The following is a 22632-nucleotide window of genomic DNA, read 5'->3' on the forward strand; positions in this document are numbered from 1 at the left end:
ATCGTCGCTCATCTCGGGGATTGCGTCCGACGAGATCGACCGCAGCGGGCCGGGGAGCCGACAATGCTGAGCCACGATCAGGTCTGGAAGGCGATCGACGTCCTCGCCTCGAAGCACGGCCTGTCGCCGTCGGCGCTGGCGCGCCGGGCCGGGCTCGATCCGACGACCTTCAACAAATCGAAGCGCTTCGCCGGCGAGCGGCCGCGCTGGCCCTCGACGGAATCGATCGCCAAGGTGCTGGAGGCGACCGGCGCGAGCCTCGACGACTTCTTCGGCCGCGTAGCCGTGCCGCCGCCCGCGCCGGAGCGGCAGACCGTGCCGCTGCTCGGCCTCGCCCAGGCCGGCATCGGCGGCTTCTTCGACGGCGGCGGCTATCCGGTCGGCACCGGCTGGGACGAGATCGCCTTTCCCGGCTCCCCGCCGGACGAGGGCGTGTTCGCCCTGGAAGTGTCCGGCGATTCGATGCTGCCCGCCTATCGCGACGGCGACATCCTCATCGTCTCGCGCACGGCGACGGTGCGCCGCCACGACCGCGTGGTGGTGCGCACCCTCGAGGGCGAGGTGATGGCGAAGATTCTCCAGCGGGCGACGGCGCGCTCGGTCGAGCTGCATTCGCTCAATCCCGACCATCCGCCCCGCCTCCTCGCTCTCAAGGACATCGACTGGATGGCCCGCATTCTGTGGGCGAGCCAGTGACGCGGGAGCGGGCTGCGGCGTTCGGCGCCGGGCGTGCGTCTTTTCCACCATCTGCGCTCTGGCAAGCGGCGGAGAGGCCGACTATATTCGCCTCGGGCGTTCCTGCGCGGTGCGACGGAGCTTCAAATATCCCCGGGGCCTTATCGATCCTCATGGGAGCTGTCCCTGACTAGGCCCCTGGGCCTGGATATACGGCGCCCACCTACGTTGTAGGTTCCCGGGATCGATCGCTGCCGACGGCTAAGCGGTGCGCCCACTTTCCCCTTTCCTTCCCTCAGGCCTTTCTCCGGCCCGCATCCGGACGGCGGCCGTTCGCCGCCGCGCGGCGGGTCGTCGCCTCTCGTCGACCTGTGCGATCCCGCTCTCCGCTCTGCGGAAAGCCCCCGGCACGGTATCACGGACGTCGCCCCCGTGGGCAAGGGTCGACGCCTCCCGGCACGGGCCTCGCCTCGGACTTGCTGCCCCGCGGTGACTGATGCCTGATCCCGACCGTTTTCCGCCCCGCGATCCCGCCATCGTCGCCACCAAGGACGCGCTGCGGCGCGAAGCGCTCGCCCGCCGGGCCGCGCTCGAGCCCGAGGCCCGCGCCCGGGCGGCGGCCGTCCTCGCCGCGATGGCCGACCGCTTGCCGGTCGCCGCGGGGGCGATCGTCTCCGGCTTCCACGCCATCCGCGGCGAGATCGATGTCGGACCGCTGCTCGCCGGGCTCGCCGCGCGCGGCCATCCCCTCGCGCTGCCCGCCCTCGTCGGCGCCGACGACATGGTGTTTCGCGCTTGGACGCCGGGCGCCGCCCTGGTGGCCGGCACGTTCGGCCTGCGCGAGCCCCCGGTGGACGCCCCGGAGCGCGACCCCGCGCTCCTCCTCGTGCCGCTGGCCGCCTTCGACGCCGCCGGCAACCGCATCGGCTACGGCCGCGGCTACTACGACCGCGCCCTCGCCCGGCTCGACGCCGGACCGGCGCGGCCGACCGCCGTCGGCGTCGCCTTCGCGACCCAAGAGGTCGCCGCGATCCCCGCCGAACCCCACGACCGGCCGCTCGATTTCATCCTGACCGAGACGGGGCTGCACGCTTTTCCGCGGCTTTGAGGGGCGGTGAGGCGGGGGCGTCTCGCCCGGCCGCGACCCCACCCCGGCGCTGCGCGCCACCCCTCCCCCTGGCAGGGGAGGGGTTTGGCGGCGTTTTTGCTGCAATGGCGTCACACACAGCATGGCGGCAAGGCAGGCCTTCACCCTCGCCGCCGCGAGGTCCCTCCCCTGCCAGGGGGAGGGACAGACCGCCGAAGGCGGTCAGGGTGGGGTCCGGCGCCGCCAGGCGCCGGGCCGCAGGCGAGACACCTCACACCCAAACACACGCCCCCAAAAAGCAAAACCGCCGCCCGGACGGACCGGGCGGCGGTTTAATCATTCGGCGGCGGATGCCTGCCTGCGAGCCATCAGGCCTGCGGCTGGGGCTTCATGTCGCCGAGATCGGGATCGCGGGTCTTGTTGCCGGTGGTCGGCACCGCAGACTGGCGGGGCGTCGTCGGCTCGTCGCCGGAATCGCGCACCGGCGGCTGGCCGTTGAGGAGATTGCGGATCTCGTCGCCCGACAGGGTCTCGTATTCGAGCAGGCCCTTCGCCAGAATCTCGAGTTCCTCGCGGTTCTCGGTCAGGATCCGGGTCGCCTCGACGTGGCCCATCTCGACGAGGCGGCGCACCTCGGCGTCGATCTTGCGTGCCGTCTCCTCGGAGATGTTCTGCTGACGCGACACCGACATGCCGAGGAAGACCTCGTCCTGGTTCTCGCCGTAGGCGACGGTGCCGAGATCGTCCGAGAAGCCCCAGCGGGTGACCATCGCGCGGGCGAGCTTGGTCGCCTGCTCGATGTCGGACGCGGCGCCGGACGTGACCTTCTCCTTGCCGAAGATGAGCTGCTCGGCGACGCGACCGCCCATCAGGATGGCGAGGCGCGAGGTCATCTGCTCATACGTCATGGAGAGCTTGTCGCGCTCCGGGAGCTGCATGACCATGCCGAGGGCACGGCCGCGCGGAATGATGGTCGCCTTGTGGACCGGATCGGTCGCCGGCACGCGCAGCGCCACGATGGCGTGGCCGCCTTCGTGATAGGCGGTGAGGCGCTTCTCCTCCTCGGTCATGACCAGGGTGCGGCGCTCCGCGCCCATCATCACCTTGTCCTTGGCGTCCTCGAACTCGGCCATGGTGACGAGCCGCTTGCCGCGACGCGCCGCCATCAGGGCAGCCTCGTTGACGAGGTTCATCAGGTCGGCGCCCGAGAAGCCGGGGGTGCCGCGGGCGAGGGTCTTCAAGTTCACGTCCGGCGCCAGCGGCACCTTGCGGGCATGGACCTTGAGGATCTTCTCGCGGCCGACGACGTCCGGGTTCGGCACGACGATCTGGCGGTCGAAGCGGCCCGGGCGCAGCAGCGCGGGGTCGAGCACGTCCGGCCGGTTCGTCGCGGCGATCAGGATGATGCCTTCGTTCGGCTCGAAGCCGTCCATCTCGACGAGGAGCTGGTTCAGGGTCTGCTCGCGCTCGTCGTTGCCGCCGCCGAGGCCGGCGCCGCGGTGACGGCCGACCGCGTCGATCTCGTCGATGAAGATGATGCAGGGCGCGTTCTTCTTCGCCTGCTCGAACATGTCGCGCACGCGGCTGGCGCCGACGCCGACGAACATCTCGACGAAGTCGGAACCCGAGATGGTGAAGAACGGCACGTTCGCCTCGCCGGCGATGGCGCGGGCGAGCAGCGTCTTACCGGTGCCGGGCGGGCCGACCAGCAGCACGCCGCGCGGGATGCGGCCACCGAGGCGCTGGAACTTCTGCGGATCGCGCAGGAAGTCGACGATCTCCTGGAGGTCTTCCTTGGCCTCGTCGACGCCGGCGACGTCCTCGAAGGTGACGCGGCCGTGGGCCTCGGTGAGCAGCTTCGCCTTGGACTTGCCGAAGCCCATGGCCTTGCCGCCGGAGCCCTGCATCTGGCGCATCACGAACAGCCAGATGCCGAGGATCAGGAGCATCGGGAACCAGGAGATCAGCGCGCCGATCAGCGAGAAGTTCTCGCCCGCCGGCTTCGCGGTGATCGTCACGCCCTTCCCCTCGAGCTTGTCGATGTAGCTCGCGTCACGCGGGGCATAGGTCGAGAACGAGCCGCCGCGGGCATAGGTGCCCGCGATCGTCTGATCGGTGATCGTCACCGACTTGACGCTGCCGTCGTCGACCTCGCTCAGGAACTGGGAGAACGGAATGTCGGTGGAGGCGGAGCGGCTGCCGGGATTCTGGAAAAGCTGGAACAGCGCGATCAGCAACAGGCCGATGATGACCCACAGCGCGAAGTTCCGAAAGGTATTGTTCATGGTCCATCCCTGCCGCGATCGGGCGAGAGAGACCCGCGCGCTTGTCGTCAGAACATAGGTGTCCGTATCGTCCGTGCCAAGCGCCGGGACGGCGACTTTGTGTGGCGCGGGCAAGCTCGGCTCAAGCCAATCGCTCGACGGACGTTCAATTCCACAAAAACCGTGGCTCGAACATGACGGCGGATGATTCCTCCCCGCTGTCCCCTGCCCCACTGTCCCCCGCGAGGGGAAGCGCCGCCGCGACGAGGTGCCCGTCCCGCCAGACGGCGGGAACGGTCGCGAGCGCCGCCGCCGGCACTTTCTCCGCCAACGGGGCCAGACGGGCGCGGGCGCCGGGGCCGAGGGCGCGGACCACGACGGGCGAGGACGCCGCGGCGGCGAGGCGGACGACGAAGCGGCCGTCCCAGCCGATGCGCCGGCCCGGCGCGAGGGTCGCCTCGGGCAGGCCGGCGCGGCCCGCCTCGCGGTAGATCCACAGCCGCCCGCCGCGGCGCTCCACCACGGCGCCGGCGAGGGTGCGGCGGAGATCGCCGGCGGCCGGCGCGGTCACGGCTGCGAAGGCAGCCTCGAGCTTGTCGAGCCGCGGCCCGTACCAGCCGCCGCCTGCGGCGGTCAGCGCCCGGGAGAACAGGCGCAGGGCGACCTCCTCCGGCGCGCCCTGGAGTGCGGCCGGGTCGAGGGCGAAGAAGCCGCCGGGGCTGACGACGAGGGCGTCGCGGGCGAGCCGGTCCACCATCCAGTCGATCGCGGCCCGGGCGCGGGCGAGCCGGGTCGCGGTGGCGGCGAGGCGCGCCGCGTCGAGGCCCTCCGCGGCGAGGCCCGGCATTAGGCGGCGGACGCGGGCGCGGGTGAAGCGCGGGTCTTCGTTGGAGGGATCGTCGACCCAACCGATGCCGGCGGCGACGAGGCTCGCCCGCAACTCCTCCCGCGACAGCGCCAGGAACGGGCGGATGTGCTCGATCTCGTCGAGCCGTCGCCGCGTGCCCATGGCGGCGAGCCCGGCGAGCCCGCTGCCGCGGCCGAGCCGGATCAGGAAGGTCTCGGCGACGTCGTCGCGGGTGTGGGCGGTGACGATCGCGGCGGCGCCGGCAACGCGCGCGGCCTCGACCAGGCGTTCGTAGCGGGCATCGCGGGCCGCGGCCTGGAGATCGGCGATGGGCTTCTCCCCCGTCCAGACGAGGACACGGTGATCGAGGCCGAAGCGCGCGGCGAGCCGGCCGACCGCCGTGGCCTCCGCGGCCGAACCGGCCCGCAAGGCGTGATCGACGGTCGCGACGAGGGCGGGCGGCACGTCGGCGGCGAGCGCCGCCCAGCGGGCATAGAGAACGAGAAGCGCCGTCGAATCCGATCCGCCCGACACGGCGAGGACGACGCGGGGCATCCCGCGCAGCGGCGCGAACAGCGCCTCGAGGCGATCGTCGGCGACCGGCGCCGGGCCGGTCACGAGCAGCTTGCCTGCTTCTGCTCGGCGCGGACGCGGTCCTGGAGCGACTTGCTCGCCGTCGGATATTTGGAGAGGAGCTCGGCGAAGGAGGCGCAGGCCGCGCTCTTCTCGCCCATCCCGTTCAGGGACATGCCGAGCTTGAACAGGCTTTCCGGCCCCTTCCGGCTGTCCGGGTGCTGGGTATAGCCCTCGAGGAAGGCGTTCGCCGCGTCGCGGTAGCGACCGCGGGCATAGAGGCTTTCGCCGAGCCAATATTGGGCGTCGGGCTCAAGCTTGTCGTTGGGATAGGTCGAGAGGAACCGCCGGAAGCCGCCCTCGGCGTCGGTGTAATCGCCGTGCATGAACTTCGCATAGGACTCGTCGTAGAGCCCGCGCGGCGTCGCCGCGGCGTCGGGAAGCGCCGCGACCTGGGCTCCCGCCGCAGAGGGCGTCCCGGTGGCGTCGCTTGCCGTCGGCGCGGGGGCGGCCGGCTGAGCGGCATCCGCGGGTATCGTTCCGAGCGTCTGGCTCTCGACCGGCGTTTCGCCGAGCGTCATGCCGCCGTCGGCGGGGGGCATCGAGGCCGGCACCGAGGCGTCGCTCGAGCGGATCAGGGCGGTGAGGTCGAGCGGACCGCTGCCGGCGGCTGCGGGCGCGGTTGCCGGCGGCGGGGTCGCCGCGGCGACGTCGGCGGGGGGTTGAGCCCCCCCGTCGAGCGTGCCGCTGGTGCTGCCGTCCGCCGGGGTGCCGGCGGCGAATTCGATCGGCGCCGCGCCCGGGGCCGGGCCGGCATCCGACTTCTTGACCGGCTTCTTGCCGCCCTGGGACGCGCCCTCGAGCTGCTGGAAGCGGAACTCGTTGTCCTCCTGCATGCGCTGGATCTGCTGCTGGAGCTGGGTGATCTGGTGGTTGAGCTGCTCGATCTGGCCGTTCAGCGTGCGCATCTGGTTCTCGACGCTGTCGAGCCGGACCGACATCGAGCTCAGTTGATTGTTGTTGTTGCCGCCGCCGAAGAGCTGAGCGGAGGCCGGCGCCGGCGCGAGCGCGAGCCCGGCGAGCGCGCACGCCGCCACGAGCCGCGCGGCCCGCGGGCGGAGCGCCCTCACGCACGTTGCGACGAAGGAGAGCCGCGGAGCCCCGTCCGCCGCCGCACGACCCCCGTGCAGCCGGACCGCCCGCGGCCGGTCGAATTTGAGTGTTGTCGACATGACCGCCTCGTTGCCTCTGCGGCGGCGACCCCCGCGCCCCGCATGGATCCTCAGATGCGCCCGCTCGAGCCGCCGGGATCCAGGTTCGGGAATCGGGACACGAAACCCCGCTCGCTCGCCGGCCGGTCGTCGGGCCGGCGAACTCCATGCCATCATTGAGCGAAAATCAATCGGCTTCGAGTTCGTCCAAATTTTGGCCCCGGCGGGGATTGTCGGTGGCGGCGTCGGGAGACGTGCCGACCCGGCGCGCCCGCGTCACTCTTCGCCGTTGAAGAGCCCCATCTGATCGGCCGGCAGGCTCGCCGGCGGCGCGAGGCCGAGATGGCGGAACGCCTGCGGGGTGAGCATCCGGCCGCGCGGCGTGCGCTGGGTCAGACCCTGCTGGATGAGATAGGGCTCGACGATTTCCTCGATGGCGTCGCGCGGCTCGGAGAGCGCGGCGGCGATCGTCTCGATACCGACCGGCCCGCCGCCGAAGCTCTCGGCGATCAGGCGGAGATAGCGCCGGTCGAGAGTGTCGAGGCCGGCCGAATCGACGTCGAGGCGCGCCAGCGCGTCCTTGGCGATCGCCACGTCGATCTCCTCCTGGCCGGCGACGATCGCGAAATCGCGCACGCGCCGCAGGAGCCGCCCGGCGATGCGCGGCGTGCCGCGGGAGCGGCGGGCGATCTCGGCGGCGCCCGCCTTCGTCATGCCGATGCCGAACAGCCGCGCGCCGCGGGTGACGATGAGCTCCAATTCCTCCGGCGTATAGAATTCGAGCCTGAGCGGAATGCCGAAGCGGTCGCGCAGGGGATTGGTCAGGAGGCCGAGCCGGGTCGTCGCCCCGACCAGGGTGAAGCGGGCGAGGTCGATGCGGACCGAGCGCGCCGCCGGCCCCTCGCCGATGATGAGATCGAGCACGAAGTCCTCCATCGCCGGATAGAGGATCTCCTCGACCGCCGGAGAGAGGCGGTGGATCTCGTCGATGAAGAGGACGTCGCGGTCTTCGAGATTGGTGAGGAGGGCGGCGAGGTCGCCGGCCTTGGCGATCACCGGCCCCGCCGTCGCCTTGAAGGCGGCGCCGAGCTCGCGGGCGACGATCTGGGCGAGCGTCGTCTTGCCGAGGCCTGGCGGGCCGACCAGGAGCACGTGGTCGAGCGCCTCCTGCCGCGTCCGCGCCGCCTCGATGAACACGGAGAGGTTCTCGCGGAGGCGCGCCTGGCCGACGAAGTCGGCGAGCTTCTGCGGCCGCAGCGCGGCGTCGAGCTCGTCGCCGGCTTTCTCCGGGCTCAGAATGCCCTTCGACGGCGTCGCCTTGGCCCCCGCAGTCTTGGCCCCGGCGCTCCGCGCGCCCTTGCCGCCCACCGGACTCACCATGACGGCCTCGCGGAGACGGGGCGCACCTTCCCTTCTCCCCGTCGGGGGAGAAGGTGCCCCGAAGGGGCGGATGAGGGGGCGGGTGGGACGACAGGCGGCGTGGGCTGCGAAGCGCCGCCGAGGGGGCGAGAGGGCCCCTCATCCGGCCCTGCGGGCCACCTTCTCCCCGCATGCGGGGAGAAGGAGAGGAGGCGGCGATTTCGAGACCCGGGGTCGCTCGCCATGATCGGCGCCGTGCGCGCGGGCGTCATCGGGCGAGTTCCTTCAAGGCGAGGCGGATGAGCTGGGCGGCGGCGGCGTCCGGCGCGCCCGCGCGGGCGGCAGCGGCGGCCCCGCGCGCCTGGGGCTCGCCGTAGCCGAGATTGACGAGGGCCGAGATCGCATCGGCGACCGCCGGGTCGGTCGAGACCGCCGGTGCGGCGCGGCCCCCCGCGAGCAAAGCGGCGGCGTTGGTCGGGGCCGGGGCGGCGTCGCGCAATTCGGTCGCGAGCCGCTCGGCGAGGCGCTTGCCGACGCCCGGCGCGCGGGCGAGCGCGACCTTGTCCTGAAGCGCGATCGCCGCGGCGAGATCGTCGACGTCGAACATGCCGAGGAGGCCGAGCGCAACTTTGGCGCCGACCCCCTGCACGGTGCCGAGCAGGCGGAACCAGGCCCTCTCCTCGGCGCTCGCGAAGCCGTAGAGGCGGATCATGTCCTCGCGCACGTAGGTCTCGATGACGAGGGCGGCGCGTTCGCCCGGCCGCGGCAGCCGCGCCAGCACCCGGGCGGGGCAAAACACCTCGTAGCCGACGCCGCCGACGTCGAGGATCACATAATCCTCGCCGACGCTGTCGACGATGCCGGTGAGCTTCCCGATCATGCGCGCCTCATCTCAACATCCCCGCCCGTCGGGCATTTATGACTCTAAAGGCGCTTCGGCCGATTCGGTGCGCCGAGTGATGTCCGCCCCTGGGTCCCCGGGACAAGTCCGGGGATGACCGGGGGAGAGGTCGTCACCCCCCAAAGCGATCTCGGAGCACGTTCCAACCGCCCGACACCCACCCCTCACCGCGCCTTGGCGAGCGCCGCGGCGATGCGGGGGTGGAGGGCGGCCGGGTCGACGCCGCGCTTGCGCTTGCCCGCCGCCACGGCGAGCGGCGAGGTGCGGTGGTGGGCGTGGCACAGCGCGATCGCGAGTGCATCCGCGGCGTCGTCGGATTCGAACGTCGCCTTGGGCAACAGCACCTTCACCATCATGCGGATCTGCTGCTTGTCGCCGTGACCGGCGCCGACGATCGCCTTCTTGACCGCGTTCGGCGCGTACTCGCCGACCGAGATGCCCGCCTGCGCCGGCACCAGGAGCGCGATGCCACGGGCATGGCCGAGCTTCAGGGTCGCGCCGGCGTCGCGGTTGACGAAGGTCTGCTCCACCGCCGCCTCATGGGGGGCGATGCGGTCGAGCACCACCTTGAGCCCGTCATAGAGCTGGCACAACCTCGGGGCGAGATCGTCGTCGCCGTCGGAGAAGACCGTGCCGGAGCCGAGAAAATGCACCGCGCTGCCGACGACCTCGATCGCACCCCAGCCGGTGCGGCGCAGGCCGGGATCGATGCCGAGGATGCGAATCGGTAAGGACGACATGACGTCCCGATAGCACAAAACCGGAACGAACCGAACCGCCGCCCGCTCAGCCGGCGCGGAAATGCTTCGAGAGCTTGAGGCCTTGGGCCTGGTAATTGGAGCCGAGGCCCTCGCCGTAGAGCACGTCCGGCAGCTCCGTCATCCGCTCGTAGACGAGGCGGCCGACCTCCTGGCCGTGATCGAGGATGAAGGGCACCTCGTGGCTGCGCACTTCGAGGACGGCGCGCGAGCCCGCCCCGCCCGCCGCGGCATGGCCGAAGCCGGGATCGAAGAAGCCGGCATAATGGACGCGGAACTCACCCACGGCCGGGTCGATCGGCACCATCTCGGCGGCGACCGAGGGCGGCACGTGGACCGCCTCGCGGGAGACCAGGATGTAGAATTCGTCGGGATCGAGCACCAGGCTGGCGCTGCCGCGCAGGGTGATCGGCTCCCAGAAATCGAACACGTCGCGCGCCGCCTTGGCATCGACGTCGACGACGCCGGTGTGGTGCTTGGCCCGGAAGCCGATCGGCTCGCCGGCCGCCCGCGGCGTCAGATCGATCGAGAGGCGCAGGCCGCCGCCGATCACCGGCTCGCCGGGCGAGACGAGGCCGTCGCTCTCGTGGAGCGCGAGGAGATCGCGGTCGGAGAGGCCGGCATCGCCGCGGCGGAAGCGGATCTGGGACAGCCGCGTGCCCGGCCGCACCAGAACGGGGAAGGTGCGCGGGCTGATCTCGGCATAAAGCGGCCCGTGATAGCCGGCCGGAATGGTGTCGAAGGCCTGACCGCCGTCGGTGATGACGCGGGTGAAGACGTCGAGCCGTCCGGTCGAGCTCTTGGGGTTGGCGGTCGCCGAGATGTCGGGCGGCAGCGCCAGCGCCTCCTCGAGCGGCACCAGATAGACGCAGCCGGTTTCGAGCACCGCCCCGCCGTCGAGCGGGAAGGAGTGCAGCGTCAGCCGGTCGAGCTTGTCGCCGACCTTCACGTCCGGCCCGGCGAGGAAGCTCGCGCGGATGCGGTAGGCGATGCGGCCGAGCCTGAGATCGAGGCTCGCCGGCTGGATCTGATCGGCGAGCGGCGGCACGGCGAGGGCGATCTCGCCGCGGTCGATCATCCGCGCGATCGCCTGCCGCGGCAGAATGCCGGCCCTCGCCTCGCTCATCGTCTCGTCTCCGCCGATCGGCCGCGATCCCGCGAACCTTGGTCCCTATCGTTCTGCTAACGCAAAGCCGGCCGGGAACCAAGCAGAGAGCGGATTTCCGCCGCGACGCCGGGCGAGCCCCACCCTCGCCGCTGACGCGGCCTGTCCCTCCCCCTGGCAGGGGAGGGACGAGCGGCGGTGAGATTCGAGAAAGCCTCACAAAACAAAGGCTTGAGCGGAGGATCCCCTCGCGACGAAAACGCCGCCTCACCCCCTCCCCTGCCAGGGGGAGGGGTGGCGCGCAGCGCCGGGGTGGGGTCCGCCCCGTACAAGGACCTCACGGGCAGGGGTTCGACCGCCACAGGTGGATCGCGTCGATCGCCGCCTCGAGCTCCGGCGGGATCGCGACGTCGAGGGCGCCGAGATCGGTGTCGAGCTGCTCGAGCGTCGTCGCGCCGATGATGACGGAGGTGGTGAAGGGCCGCGTCAGTGCGAAGGCGAGCGCGAGCTTGGAGGGGTCGAGGCCCCATTCGGCGGCGAGGTCGAGATAGCGGTTGATCGCCTCCTCGGCGCCCGGCTTCTCGTAGCGCTGGAGCCGGTTGAACAGGGTCTTGCGCGCCCCCGCCGGCAGCGCGCCGTCGCGGTACTTGCCGGTCAGGTAGCCCTGGGCGAGGGAGGAATAAGCGAGCAGGCCGACCTGTTCGCGCAGCGCCACCTCGGCGAGGCCCGCCTCGAAAGTGCGGTTGACCAGCGAATAGGCGTTCTGGATCGATTGCGGCCGCCCGAGCCCGATCGCGTCCGCCGCCGCGATGTAGCGCATGGTGCCCCACGGCGTCTCGTTGGAGAGGCCGATGTGGCGCACCTTGCCCGCGGTGACGAAGTCCGCGAGCACCATCAGCGTCTCTTCGATCGGCACTTCGTTCGGAACCGGTTCGGGGTTCCGCCAGATGGTCGGGTTGGAGCCGAAGCCCGGCACCGCGCGGTCGGGGAAATGGACCTGATAGAGGTCGACATAATCGGTGCCGAGCCGCTTCAGGCTCTTGTCGAGGGCCTCGGTGATCTGGGCGCGGGTCAGCGTCGTCGTCGCGCGGTCGTCGCGCAGCCAATCCATCGGCGAGCGGCCGGCGACCTTGGTCGCGAGCACGACCTTCGACCGGTTGCGCCGCGCCTTGAGCCACGAGCCGATATAGGACTCGGTCAGCCCCTGGGTCTCCGGGCGTGGCGGGACGGCATAGATCTCCGCGGTGTCGATGAAGTTCACCCCGACGGTGAGTGCGCGGTCGAGCTGGGCGTGGGCGTCGGCCTCGCTGTTCTGCTCGCCGAAATTCATGGTGCCGAGGCAAATCGCGGACACGTCGAGGTCCGTACGGCCGAGCCGGCGGTACTGCATCAGAAGGCTCCGAACGAAAAACGAGGAACGGACGGGAGGAGGAAAGTCGCGGAAGGAACGGCGGGCGCCGTCGCCACTCAAGGATGCCTCGTCCGCGCCTCCGCGATCAAGGCTTCGACCGAGGGCAGGATGCGGGCGACGATCACATCCACGCCACGGGCGTTCGGGTGCAGGCCGTCGGCCTGGTTGAGGGCCGGATCGGTCGCCACGCCGTCGAGGAAGAAGGGATAGAGGAGCGCCCCGTGGGCCTTGGCGAGGGCGGGGAAGAGGGCATCGAAGCGGGCCCCATAATCCGGCCCGAGATTGCGCGCGGCGAGCATGCCGGCGACGAGGACCGGGATTCTCCGTGCGCCGAGCCGCGTCAGGATGGCGTCGAGATCGGCCTTGGTGCGGCCGGGATCTTGCGCGCGCAGCATGTCGTTGGCGCCGAGTTCGAGGATCACGCCGTCGGTCCCGTCCGGCACCGACCAATCGAGCCGGGCGAGGCCGTCCGCCGCCGTATCGCCAGACACGCCGGCATTGACGATCTCGACGTCGTAGCCCTTGGCCTTCAAGGCCGCCTGTAGCTTGGTGGGAAAAGCCTGCGCCTCGGGCAGGCCGTAGCCGGCGGTGAGGCTGTCGCCGAGGGCGACGATGCGCACGGGCTCGGCGGAAGCGGCGCCGGGCGTGGCGAGGCTCGCGGCGAGAAGGCCCGCGGCGGCGATGAGACCGGTCGAGACGGAAAACGGCATGAGGGCTCCGCGAAACGCGCAACGGACGGGGCCTCCCCCACATAGGGCACCGCGGCCCCGAGCGGTACCCGGCAACGACAGCCGGCGCGGCGTGCGCGGCAACCCTGGCCACGACGGGGCGAAAACCCATATCAAGCCCTGGGAGCCGCTCGTTCAGCCGAGCGCTCCCGCGTTCCGTCGTCGAGCCCGAGGACCCGCATGCGCCCCGATGGCACCGCCTCCGACGCCGAGCCCGCCGGCTCGGCTCCGCGCAACGGGCTGCATCGCCCCGGCGAGTCCGCCGTCCGGCTCGAAGGCGTCCGCCTCGCGCTCGGCCGCGGCGCGTCCGCCGTCAACGTGCTGAACGGCGTCGACCTCGCCATCGCGCCCGGCGAGAGCCTCGGCATCACCGGCACGTCCGGGTCCGGCAAATCGACGCTCCTCATGGTGATGGGCGGCCTCGAGCGGGCCGACAGCGGCACGGTCACGGTCGCCGGCACGTCCCTCGGGGGCCTCAGCGAGGACGCGCTTGCCCGCTTCCGCCGCCGCCGGGTCGGCATCGTGTTCCAGTCCTTCCATCTCATTCCGACCATGACGGCGCTCGAAAACGTCGCGGTGCCGCTCGAACTCGCGGGGCTGCGCCGTCCCTTCGCCCGCGCCGAGCACGAACTCGCGGCGGTCGGGCTCGGTCACCGCCTGCACCACCGGCCGCAGGAACTCTCCGGCGGCGAGCAGCAGCGCGTGGCCATCGCCCGCGCCCTCGCCCCGGAGCCCTCACTCCTCATCGCCGACGAGCCGACCGGCAATCTCGACGAGGCGACCGGCGCCGCGATCGTGGACCTGATGTTCCGCGCCCACGCCGAGCGCGGCACCACCCTCGTCGTCGTCACCCACGATGCCGGCCTCGCCCAGGCCTGCGGCCGCACCGCGCGGATGCGTGCCGGTGTCATCGAGGCAAGCCCCGCCGCATGAACCGCTCCTTCGAGACGTTCGCGGACCTGCCCGAGGCCGGGTCGGAGCCGCCGCCGCGCTCGGCCTTGAGCCAGCGGCTCGGCCGGCTCCGGCTCGCCGTCCTGTTCGCCCGCCGCGAACTGCGCACCGGCACCCGCGGCTTCCGCGTCTTCATCGCCTGCATCGCCCTCGGCGTCGCCACAATCGCCGGGGTCGGCTCGCTCGCCCGCGGGCTCACCGACAGCCTCGATCTGCAAAGCCGCGCGCTGCTCGGCGGCGACCTCGAAACGAGCCGCGTCCACCGTCCGCTTCAGCCCGACGAGCAGGCGGCGATGGACAAGCTCGGCCCGACCTCGTCGGTCGCGACCTTCCGGGCGATGGCGCGCAGCCCAGCGAGCGGCGACCAGACGCTCGCCGAGGTGAAGGCCGTCGACGGCGCCTATCCCCTGGTGGGCACCCTCGACGTCGCCGGCGGTGGCGATCCCCACGCCCTCCTCGCCGAGCACGACGGGCGCTGGGGCGTCCTCGCCGACCCGGCGCTCGCCGCCCGGCTCGGCCTCAAGCTCGGCGATCCGATCACCGTCGGCACCCTGGAGGCGCGCCTCACCGGCCTGATCGCCCGCGAACCCGACCGGCTCGCCTCGGGCTTCGAGCTCGGGCCGCGGCTCATGCTCGACGCCCGCGCCCTGCCCGCGACCAGCCTCGTCGGCCCGGGCAGCCTCGTCACCTGGCGCACGCGGATCATCCTCGGCGAGCCGGCGCCGCCGGACGCGGTGGTGACGGCGCGCAAGACGGCGCTCGACGCCGCCTTTCCCGATGCCGGCTGGCGGCTGCGCGGCCGCAGCGAGGCGGCGACCGGCTTCGCCGACAGCGTGCGCCGCTTCGCCCAATATCTGACGGTGGTCGGGCTTTCGGCGCTCGCGGTGGGCGGCGTTGGCGTCGCCAATGCCGTCGCCGCCTTCGTCGCGCGCAAGCGGGCGACCATCGGCATGCTGCGCTCGCTCGGCGCCTCGGGCCTCTTCGTGTTCGCCGTGGCCCTCATCCAGGTCATCGCCATCGCGGCGGTCGGCATCGTCATCGGCCTCGTAATCGGCGCGCTGGTGCCGCCGATCGCCGGCGCACTTCTCGCCGCGAAGCTGCCGGTCGGTGGGCTCGGAGGGGTTTTCCCCGGCGCGCTCGCCCTCGCCGCGCTCTACGGCCTGCTGACCGCCCTCGTCTTTTCGCTGTGGCCGCTCGGGCGGGTCCACGACGTCTCTCCCTCGGTGCTCGTGCGCGACCGGATCGGGGCGGACGGCGGCGGCCGGCCGCGGCGCGGCTATGCGATCGCGACCGGCCTCGCCGCCCTGGCGCTTGCCGGGCTCGCGATCGGGCTCGCCGAGGACCGCCGCCTCGCCGCCGTCTTCGTCGTCGGGCTCGCCGGATCGTTCCTGCTCCTGCGGCTCGTCGCCTGGGCGTTGGGCTCAATGGCCCGAAGCGTGCGGCCCCGCCGCGCCGAGATCCGGCTCGCCCTCGCCGAGATCGGGCGGCCCGGTGCGCTCACCGGCACGGTGGTGCTCTCCCTCGGGCTCGGCCTCACCCTCCTCGTCGCCCTCGCCGGCATCGACCGCAATCTGCGCGACGAACTCGCCGGGCGGCTGCCGGCGACGGCGCCGAGCTTCTTCTTCCTCGACGTGCCGCGCGCCGATCTCGACGGCTTCAAGACCTTCCTCACGACCGAGGCGCCAGGCGCGACGGTGACGAGCGTTCCGATGCTGCGCGGACGCCTGCTCGCCCTCAAAGGCATTCCCGTCGCCGATTACAAGGTGCCCAAGACTGTCGAATGGGTGCTATCGAGCGACCGCGGCATCACCTTCGCGGCGAAGCAGCCCGACCATTCGACGCTGACCGCCGGCACCTGGTGGCCGGCCGACGTGTCGGGCCCGCCGCAGGTGTCGTTCGCTGCCGACATCGCCCGCGATCTCGACCTCGAGGTCGGCGACACCGTGAAGGTCAACGTGCTCGGCCGCACCCTGGAAGCGCGCATCGCCAACCTCAGAACCGTCGACTGGGACACGCTCGGCATCAACTTCGTCATGGTGTTCTCGCCGAACACCTTCGCCGGGGCGCCCTACAGCGAGCTCGCGACCCTCTCGTTCCCCGACGGCGGGCGCGAGGCGGAGGAGGTTCGGCTGATGCGCGACCTCGGCCGCACCTTCCCGACCGTCACCGCGGTGCGCGTCAAGGAGACGCTCGAGACCATCGATGGCCTCGTCGACCAGCTCGCCCTGGCGATCCGCGCGACCGCCGGCATCGCGCTCACCGCGAGCATCCTCGTCCTCGCCGGCGCGCTCGCGGCGAGCCACGAGAGCCGCATCTACGACGCAGTGATCCTGAAGACGCTCGGCGCCACCCGCTGGCGGCTCATCGCGATCTACGGCCTCGAATATCTGATCCTGGCGCTCGCGACCGGGCTGTTCGCCGTCGCCGCCGGCTCGGCCGCCGCCTATGCGGTGGTCGCAGGCATCATGAAGATCCCGTTCCACCTCTCGCTCGCCTCGGCGGCCGGCTTCACCCTGTTCGCGGTCGCGGTGACCGTCGGCTTCGGGCTCGTCGGCACCTGGCGGGCGCTCGGCCACCGCCCGGCCGCGGTGCTGCGCGAGCTCTGAGGCGGGCCGAACGGGCGAACATGGACGCTCTTTAATGCGGCGAGCCTTGTTGCGCGCGGGGCGAAAGGCCATATTCGGGGCGGCGAAGTGCGTGCGGAGGGGATGTCCGCGCCGCTCGCCTCCACCGGGCACGGTGCCCGGTGCGATGGAACAACGGGAGAGGAAATTTCTCGATGTCGACCTTCGACCGCAACGCTTCCGCGCGCTTCGGCACCCCGTCGGCGCGGGCCGAGGCCGGCGTCATCGATGCAGGCCTGCGCGCTTACATGCTCCGGGTCTACAATTACATGGCCATCGGGCTGGTGATCACGGGCCTCGTCGCCTATGCCGCCTATGCCCTGTCCGTGACCGCCGACCCGTCGGGCGCCGTCGCCAACGCCGGCAGCATCTATCTGACCCAGATCGGCTACGCCCTGTTCGTCTCGCCGCTGAAGTGGGTGGTGTTCCTCGCCCCGCTCGGCATGGTGTTCCTGCTCAGCGCGCGGATCGGCAGCGTCAGCGTCGGTACCGGCCAGATCATGTTCTGGGTCTTCGCCGCGCTGATGGGCCTGTCGCTCTCGTCGATCTTCCTCGTCTACACGCACGCCTCGATCGCCCGGGTGTTCTTCATCTCGGCCGCCTCGTTCGGCGCGCTCAGCCTCTACGGATACACGACGCAGCGCAGCCTGTCGGGCATGGGCTCGTTCCTGTTCATGGGCCTCATCGGCATCGTGATCGCCTCGCTCGTGAACATTTTCCTCGCCTCTTCGGCGTTGCAGTTCGCGATCTCGGTAATCGGCGTTCTGGTGTTCGCCGGCCTGACCGCCTACGACACCCAGCGCATCAAGGAGATGTATTACGCCGCCGACGACGGCACGATGGCCGGCCGCAAGGCGATCCTCGGCGCGCTCACCCTCTATCTCGACTTCATCAACCTCTTCATGATGCTGCTCAGCCTGTTCGGCCGCCGCGACTGACGTCCGGCAGAGCATCTCTGAAAGAGTTCGGGGCGCGGCCGACGGCCGCGCCCTTTTCATTTTCCGGCAGGGTCCGCGGGCGGGAAAGCCGGGGACGAGCCCCGGCTCGGCCTATTGCCGGCCCAAGCCCAGCCAAGATCCGCACAAGCCCCGCTCACATTCCCGCTTGTCATTCGCCGCGGTCGCTCCGACACAATAGAGCGAGGGATCGAATCAGACCGACGGGGGCCTCCCGCGGGATGCCGCCCGGCACGGGCTGGAGCAGTTCGGGCCGTTCGTTTCCGGTCGGGAGCGGACGGCATGGGTGTCGCGTTCGGACCGCCCGCAGCGGGGCGGCTCTCCCGAGCGTGACGGCTTCGGGCATGGTCCGCAAGGGACCGGGCCCCAGGGAGGCGCGCCATGATACGGCTCTTCACCGGCCTCGAAATCCCTCAGAGCGCGGCGTTCATGCTCTCAGGCCTGCGCGGCGGCCTGCGCGGGGCGCGCTGGCTCGATCCGGAGAACTACCACATCACCCTGCGCTTCATCGGCGACGTCGACGACCGCACCGCGGACGAGGTCGCCGATGCGCTGATGCGCGTGCGCCGGCCGAGCGTGAAGATCCATCTCGCCGGTCTCGGTAGTTTCGGCGGCGCCAAGCCCCACGCCCTCTGGGCGCGCGTGGCGCCGACCCCCGCGCTCGCCGAGCTCCAGGCCGAGCACGAGCGTATCCTCCAGCGCCTTGGGCTACCCGCCGAGGGCCGCAAATATACCCCCACGTCACCCTCGCCCGCCTGCGCGGCACCGCCCCGAGCGAGGTCGCGACCTGGCTCGCACTGCGCGGCGGCTTCGACGTCGCCCCCTTCATCGCCTCGCGCTTCGTGCTGTTCTCGGCCCGGGCCGCGGTCGGCGGCGGTCCCTATCTCGTCGAGGAATCGTTCCCCCTGTTCGAGATGGCGAGCTGAAGGCTCCGATACCGGCCGAACGCGATCCTGCGTTCACCGACCCGCCGCGTCGAGCGCGCGGCGGGTGAGCCAGACGACGTCGCGGCTCTTGGGCAGGCTTTCGTCTTCCACCGCGGCGAGGTCGAACCAGGCGGCGTCGGCGGCGTCGTCCGCCGCGACCGGTTCGCCGGCGATCCAGTGGCAGGCGACGGCGACGAGCACAAAATGGTGGGTGAACGCCCCTCCGCCTCGCCGATGATGTCGAGGACTGCGATCGCCTCGCCCGCCTCGGCCTCGATGCCGGTCTCCTCGCGCAGTTCCCGCACCGCCGCATCCGCATGGCGCTCGCCCGGCTCGATGCGCCCGCCGGGAAAGCCCCAGCGGCCGAGATCGGGTGCCTTACCACGCTTGACGAGGAGCACGCGCCCCTCCCGCGCCACGACGGCGAGCGCCGCCGGAACGGGCCGGATGTTGGTCGAAGATGTCATCGGACGCTCGGGATCGGAGGCGGACCAGAAGGCGCCATCCTAACCCGACCGGGCCTCAGTGGAACAGCGGCAGCAATCCGACGATGCCGACGACGATCAGATAGGCGGCAACCGCAAAATTGAGGATGCGGGGCACCAGCAGGATCAGGATGCCGATGAGGAGGGCGACGAGGGGCGGCACGAACACGATGTCGATGTGTTCCATCGGGAGGCTCCGGGGCTTGCGAGCGCGCGCGGGCGGCGCGATCGGGACGGCTGGACAACGCCGGAGCGGCGGCTGCCGTTCCGTCCCGCCAAGGTGATCTCGCCCGCCAAGACGATCTCGCCCGCCAAGGTGATCTCGCCCACCGAGCCGATCTCGCGGGAAGCCGATCTCGCACTCGATGCCCGATCCGCCGCGCAATCTTGAGCCCTTCGAAGTTCGGCTCTATTTGTATCTTATCGTTATCCGCAACGCGGGCGCCCCCGCCCGAGACCCCGACGAGACCTCCCATGCTCAACCGCCCCGCCCGCGCCGTCCTCCGCCTCCACCCCGAGGACAATGTGGTGGTCGCCATCGACAATCTCGCGGCGGGCACGGCGGTCGAGGGGGTGGTCATCGGCGAGCGGATCGCGAAGGGCCACAAGATCGCGACCCGGGCGATCGCGCCGGGCGAGGCGATCCGCAAGTTCGGCCAGATCATCGGCGCGGCGTCCCAACCGATCGCGCCGGGCGCCTGGGTCCACGAGCACAATTGCGCGATGGAGACCTTCGCCCGCGATTATCGCTACGCCGAGGAAGCGCGGCCGACGGACTTCGTGCCCGCGGCTGAGCGGGCGACATTCGAGGGCTATCGGCGGGCGAATGGCCGCGCCGGCACCCGCAATTATGTCGGCATCCTGACCTCGGTGAATTGTTCGGCCTCCGCCGCCCGCTTCATGGCGGAGGCAATCAACCGCTCCGGGGTGCTCGCCGATTTCCCCCACATCGACGGCGTCATCCCCCTCGTCCACGGCACCGGCTGCGGCATGGCCTCGAAGGGCGAGGGCTTCGACCTCCTGAAGCGCACCCAGTGGGGCTACGCCGCGAACCCGAACATGGGCGGCGTGATCATGGTCGGGCTCGGCTGCGAGGTTTTCCAGATCGGGCGGATGAAGAGCGAGTACGGGCTCGAGGAGAGCGAGACCTTCCGCACCCTGACGATCCAGGATTCCGGCGGCACCCGCAAGGCGGTCGAGGCGGGCGTCGCCGCGATCCGCGAGATGCTGCCCGCGGTTGATGCGGCGCGGCGCGAACCAATCCCGGTCTCCGAGCTCGTGCTGGCGCTCCAGTGCGGCGGCTCGGACGGCTATTCCGGCATCACCGCGAACCCGGCGCTCGGCGCCGCCGCCGATCTTCTCGTCCGCCACGGCGGCACCGCGATCCTCTCGGAGACCCCCGAGATCTACGGCGCCGAACACCTGCTGACGCGGCGCGCGGTGAACCGCGCCGTCGGCGAGAAGCTCGTCGACATCATCCATTGGTGGGAGGAGTACACCGCCCGCAATGCCGGCGACATGAACAACAATCCCTCCCCGGCAACAAGGCGGGCGGGCTCACCACGATCCTGGAAAAGTCGCTCGGCGCGGCGGCGAAGGGCGGCACCGGCGCGCTCACCGCGGTCTACCGTTATGCCGAGCCGGTCACGGAAAAGGGCCTCGTGTTCATGGACACGCCGGGCTACGACCCGGTCGCCGCGACGGGCCAGGTCGCCGGCGGCGCCAACATCCTGTGCTTCACCACCGGCCGCGGCTCGGCCTATGGCTGCAAGCCGACGCCCTCGATCAAGCTCGCCACCAACAACGACGTCTATGCCCGCATGAGCGAGGACATGGACATCAATTGCGGCGACGTCATCGACGGCGTCTCCATCGAGGCGAAGGGGCAGGAGATCTTCGACACCATCGTCGCCGTCGCCTCCGGAGCCCGCACCAAATCCGAAGCCCTCGGCTACGGCGACGCCGAGTTCGTGCCCTGGCAGGTCGGCGCCGTGATGTGAGCGGCGCCGGACTTTCAAACACGGCAAAAAAATCGTCACCGCGACGGCGTAACCGTGGCGGGGGTTCCAACGAATGACATGAGGAAGACGTGACGTTGCCCTCGGGGGAGGCGCTGACGGGCCGGTTGGACGGCTCCCTCCGGAGGCGATGCGATGACGCGCGTCGGGACTCTTTCGGCTTGCCCCAATGCTGCCGCGAATGCGCCGGCCGCGATCCGGCCGAGCGCCGGATTTCCTGGAGAATTCTCCCCTTCGACCTGCCTTGGTCTCGCCCGTTTCGCGCGGCCCGATGGACGCACATTAAGTCCGCGTCACGATCGGTTCTCGAGCGCACGGTTCAGTCTATGGCCCCTTCGATCCCGAACGACCCGAGTCAGGCGCAAGACGCCACCTGGGGCGCGCTCATGGTCGCGGCTCAGGCCGGCGACCGGCGAGCCTACACCACCCTTCTCCGCGTCATCGTTCCCTTCATCAAGAGCGTGGCCCGACGCCAGGGCGTGGGACTCTCCGAGATCGACGACGTCGTTCAGGACGTTCTCGTCACCATCCACAAGAGCCGCCAGAGCTACGACCCCGACCGGTCGTTCACCGCCTGGCTGCGTGCCCTTACCCAGCGCCGCGCCGTCGATCTTCTGCGCCGCCACGGCCGCGCCGCCGCCCGCGAAGTCCACGAGCCGATCGCCTACGAGAACCACCCCGCCCCGGAGCACGAGCCGGACGGAAGCCTCGGCCTGGCACAGCTCGGCGCGAGCATCATGCAGGCGATCTCCACCTTGCCCTCGGGCCAGCGGGAGGCGGTCGAGATGCTGACGCTGCGCGATATCTCGCTGGCCGACGCGGCCGCCGCGACGGGCCGCACCAAGGGGGCGTTGAAGGTGAACCTGCACCGCGCCTTGAAGGCGCTGCGGGCGCAGCTCGGTGGAGACTGGACATGACGCGCATTCCCGCCATCGGACGCCGTCCCGCCAAGACCGACGACAGCCACGCCCACGACGACCTCATCGCCGTGCTCGGCGACGATCTCGCCCCCGTGCGTCCGCTCGCGCCGCCGATGACGCGCGCCACGCGCTGGCTCGCTGCGGTCGCGGTGGCGACCGTCGCCGGCGCGATTCTGCTCGACGTGAATATCCTCGACGGCGCGTTCGACGGCGCCCCAGAGCTCGTCGTCACCCTGATCGGCTCCGTGCTGACCACGGTGCTGGCGGCGCTCGCCGCCTTCGAACTCAGCATGCCCGACCGCCACGACCGCTGGGCGGCGCTGCCGCTGCCGGCGGCCGCGCTGTGGATCGGCGCCGGCGGCTTGAGCTGCTTCCAGCTCTGGCTGGTCCCCGACGCCGACGGCACCGTCTGGGCCGACGTGTGGGACTGCCTCATCCTCGTTGTGCTGTTCGCGGCCCCGCTCGCGGCTTTGATGCTGGTGATGCTGAAGGCGGCGCCGCCGCTGCGCCGCTGCATGGCGGCGACCGTGGGCGGTCTCGCGGCCGCCGCAGCGGCCTCGACGGCCGTCAGCCTGTTCCGCCCCTTCGACGGCGCCACGACGGACCTGATCGTCCACTTCTTCGTGGTGCTCGCGGTCGTGGTGGCGAGCGGCGTCTACGGTGCCCTGACGGTGACGCAGAAAAAAAAATCGCCGCCCAGCAAAAAATCTTTCGCGGGGGTGTAACCGCTCCTAGGGGGCCATCGAAAGGATGAATGTGACGGTCGAGATCGTCACGCCGGCGGGAAGCGGCTTCCGGCGCGCCCCACGGCTTCCTTAGAGATGAGGTTTGAC

The 22632-nt window shown here is 71.1% G+C and carries 19 protein-coding genes, 1 tRNA gene, 1 other RNA gene and 2 pseudogenes; 11 read left to right on the top strand and 12 right to left on the bottom strand.

Features of this window, described 5'->3' with window-relative positions; translation table 11 throughout:
- Positions 1–136 precede the first annotated feature (136 nt).
- A tRNA-Arg gene (locus F0357_RS08530) sits at positions 137–254 on the bottom strand.
- On the opposite strand from F0357_RS08530, the gene F0357_RS08535 reads away from it, so the two are divergent.
- The 3 genes from F0357_RS08535 to F0357_RS08545 all read left to right on the top strand — a co-directional run bounded on the left by F0357_RS08535 (position 235) and on the right by F0357_RS08545 (position 1783).
- Complete coding sequence (locus tag F0357_RS08535; protein ID WP_153479937.1) at positions 235–696, top strand: S24 family peptidase; 462 nt, start codon at positions 235–237, stop codon at positions 694–696. The genes F0357_RS08530 and F0357_RS08535 overlap by 20 nt on opposite strands.
- Positions 697–792: 96 nt before the next feature.
- Positions 793–950, top strand: a non-coding RNA gene (ssrS, locus tag F0357_RS08540) — 6S RNA.
- A gap of 221 nt (positions 951–1171) precedes the next feature.
- Positions 1172–1783 carry a 5-formyltetrahydrofolate cyclo-ligase gene (locus F0357_RS08545; RefSeq protein ID WP_153479938.1) on the top strand — a complete coding sequence of 204 codons (612 nt, stop codon included), beginning with the start codon at positions 1172–1174 and terminating at the stop codon, positions 1781–1783.
- A gap of 347 nt (positions 1784–2130) precedes the next feature.
- On the opposite strand, the gene ftsH is transcribed toward F0357_RS08545, so the two are convergent.
- The 9 genes from ftsH to F0357_RS08590 form a co-directional block, all read right to left on the bottom strand.
- Positions 2131–4047 carry an ATP-dependent zinc metalloprotease FtsH gene (ftsH, locus tag F0357_RS08550; RefSeq protein WP_153479939.1) on the bottom strand — a complete coding sequence of 639 codons (1917 nt, stop codon included), beginning with the start codon at positions 4045–4047 and terminating at the stop codon, positions 2131–2133.
- Positions 4048–4192: 145 nt separating this feature from the next.
- Positions 4193–5491, bottom strand: a complete 1299-nt coding sequence (tilS, locus tag F0357_RS08555; protein ID WP_153479940.1) for a tRNA lysidine(34) synthetase TilS — start codon at positions 5489–5491, stop codon at positions 4193–4195.
- The gene (gene ybgF, locus F0357_RS08560; protein WP_153479941.1) at positions 5488–6678 is read right to left on the bottom strand and encodes a tol-pal system protein YbgF; all 1191 of its coding nucleotides are present in this window, start codon (positions 6676–6678) and stop codon (positions 5488–5490) included. Before ybgF ends, tilS begins: the two co-directional genes overlap by 4 nt.
- A 255-nt stretch (positions 6679–6933) precedes the next feature.
- Entirely contained in the window at positions 6934–8037 is a 1104-nt protein-coding gene (gene ruvB, locus F0357_RS08565; RefSeq protein WP_153479942.1) for a Holliday junction branch migration DNA helicase RuvB, read from the bottom strand.
- Positions 8038–8284: 247 nt separating this feature from the next.
- The gene (gene ruvA, locus F0357_RS08570; protein WP_153479943.1) at positions 8285–8896 is read right to left on the bottom strand and encodes a Holliday junction branch migration protein RuvA; all 612 of its coding nucleotides are present in this window, start codon (positions 8894–8896) and stop codon (positions 8285–8287) included.
- A gap of 185 nt (positions 8897–9081) precedes the next feature.
- Entirely contained in the window at positions 9082–9657 is a 576-nt protein-coding gene (gene ruvC, locus F0357_RS08575; RefSeq protein ID WP_153479944.1) for a crossover junction endodeoxyribonuclease RuvC, read from the bottom strand.
- Positions 9658–9703: 46 nt separating this feature from the next.
- Positions 9704–10801: a 2'-deoxycytidine 5'-triphosphate deaminase gene (locus F0357_RS08580; RefSeq protein WP_153479945.1), complete on the bottom strand. Its 1098-nt coding sequence runs from the start codon at positions 10799–10801 to the stop codon at positions 9704–9706.
- 316 nt (positions 10802–11117) lie between these two features.
- The gene (locus tag F0357_RS08585) at positions 11118–12170 is read right to left on the bottom strand and encodes an aldo/keto reductase (RefSeq protein ID WP_153479946.1); all 1053 of its coding nucleotides are present in this window, start codon (positions 12168–12170) and stop codon (positions 11118–11120) included.
- Positions 12171–12247: 77 nt separating this feature from the next.
- On the bottom strand, positions 12248–12901 hold the full coding sequence (locus tag F0357_RS08590) for an arylesterase (RefSeq protein ID WP_153479947.1): 654 nt from the start codon (positions 12899–12901) through the stop codon (positions 12248–12250).
- Between the two features lie 198 nt (positions 12902–13099).
- Between F0357_RS08590 and F0357_RS08595 the strand changes: the two genes are divergently transcribed.
- The 4 genes and pseudogenes from F0357_RS08595 to thpR all read left to right on the top strand — a co-directional run bounded on the left by F0357_RS08595 (position 13100) and on the right by thpR (position 18376).
- Complete coding sequence (locus F0357_RS08595; protein ID WP_153479948.1) at positions 13100–13852, top strand: ABC transporter ATP-binding protein; 753 nt, start codon at positions 13100–13102, stop codon at positions 13850–13852.
- The gene (locus tag F0357_RS08600; protein ID WP_153479949.1) at positions 13849–16476 is read left to right on the top strand and encodes an ABC transporter permease; all 2628 of its coding nucleotides are present in this window, start codon (positions 13849–13851) and stop codon (positions 16474–16476) included. The genes F0357_RS08595 and F0357_RS08600 overlap by 4 nt, the downstream gene beginning before the upstream one ends.
- 173 nt (positions 16477–16649) lie before the next feature.
- Positions 16650–17432, top strand: a complete 783-nt coding sequence (locus tag F0357_RS08605; RefSeq protein ID WP_153479950.1) for a Bax inhibitor-1/YccA family protein — start codon at positions 16650–16652, stop codon at positions 17430–17432.
- Between the two features lie 399 nt (positions 17433–17831).
- Positions 17832–18376 (top strand): annotated as a pseudogene (gene thpR, locus F0357_RS08610) (RNA 2',3'-cyclic phosphodiesterase).
- Here the strand turns inward: thpR and F0357_RS08615 are convergent.
- Together F0357_RS08615 and F0357_RS08620 are read right to left on the bottom strand one after the other, a co-directional pair.
- A complete protein-coding gene (locus tag F0357_RS08615; protein WP_208948266.1) occupies positions 18331–18843 on the bottom strand; it encodes an NUDIX hydrolase in 513 nt (170 codons plus the stop codon). The pseudogene thpR and the gene F0357_RS08615 sit on opposite strands and share 46 nt — an antisense overlap.
- Positions 18844–18898: 55 nt before the next feature.
- Positions 18899–19048 carry a DUF3096 domain-containing protein gene (locus F0357_RS08620; protein ID WP_153479951.1) on the bottom strand — a complete coding sequence of 50 codons (150 nt, stop codon included), beginning with the start codon at positions 19046–19048 and terminating at the stop codon, positions 18899–18901.
- On the opposite strand from F0357_RS08620, the gene F0357_RS08625 reads away from it, so the two are divergent.
- The 4 genes and pseudogenes from F0357_RS08625 to F0357_RS08640 all read left to right on the top strand — a co-directional run bounded on the left by F0357_RS08625 (position 19040) and on the right by F0357_RS08640 (position 22524).
- Positions 19040–19252 (top strand): hypothetical protein, encoded by a 213-nt coding sequence (locus tag F0357_RS08625; protein ID WP_153479952.1) that lies wholly within the window; start codon positions 19040–19042, stop codon positions 19250–19252. The two genes, F0357_RS08620 and F0357_RS08625, sit on opposite strands and share 9 nt — an antisense overlap.
- 83 nt (positions 19253–19335) lie before the next feature.
- Positions 19336–20861 (top strand): annotated as a pseudogene (locus F0357_RS08630) (D-arabinonate dehydratase).
- A gap of 344 nt (positions 20862–21205) precedes the next feature.
- Positions 21206–21796 carry an RNA polymerase sigma factor gene (locus F0357_RS08635; protein ID WP_153479953.1) on the top strand — a complete coding sequence of 197 codons (591 nt, stop codon included), beginning with the start codon at positions 21206–21208 and terminating at the stop codon, positions 21794–21796.
- Positions 21793–22524, top strand: a complete 732-nt coding sequence (locus F0357_RS08640) for an NrsF family protein (protein ID WP_153479954.1) — start codon at positions 21793–21795, stop codon at positions 22522–22524. Before F0357_RS08635 ends, F0357_RS08640 begins: the two co-directional genes overlap by 4 nt.
- Positions 22525–22632: the final 108 nt, after the last annotated feature.

Source organism: Segnochrobactrum spirostomi, assembly GCF_009600605.1.
Classification (GTDB): Bacteria; Pseudomonadota; Alphaproteobacteria; order Rhizobiales; family Segnochrobactraceae; genus Segnochrobactrum; species Segnochrobactrum spirostomi.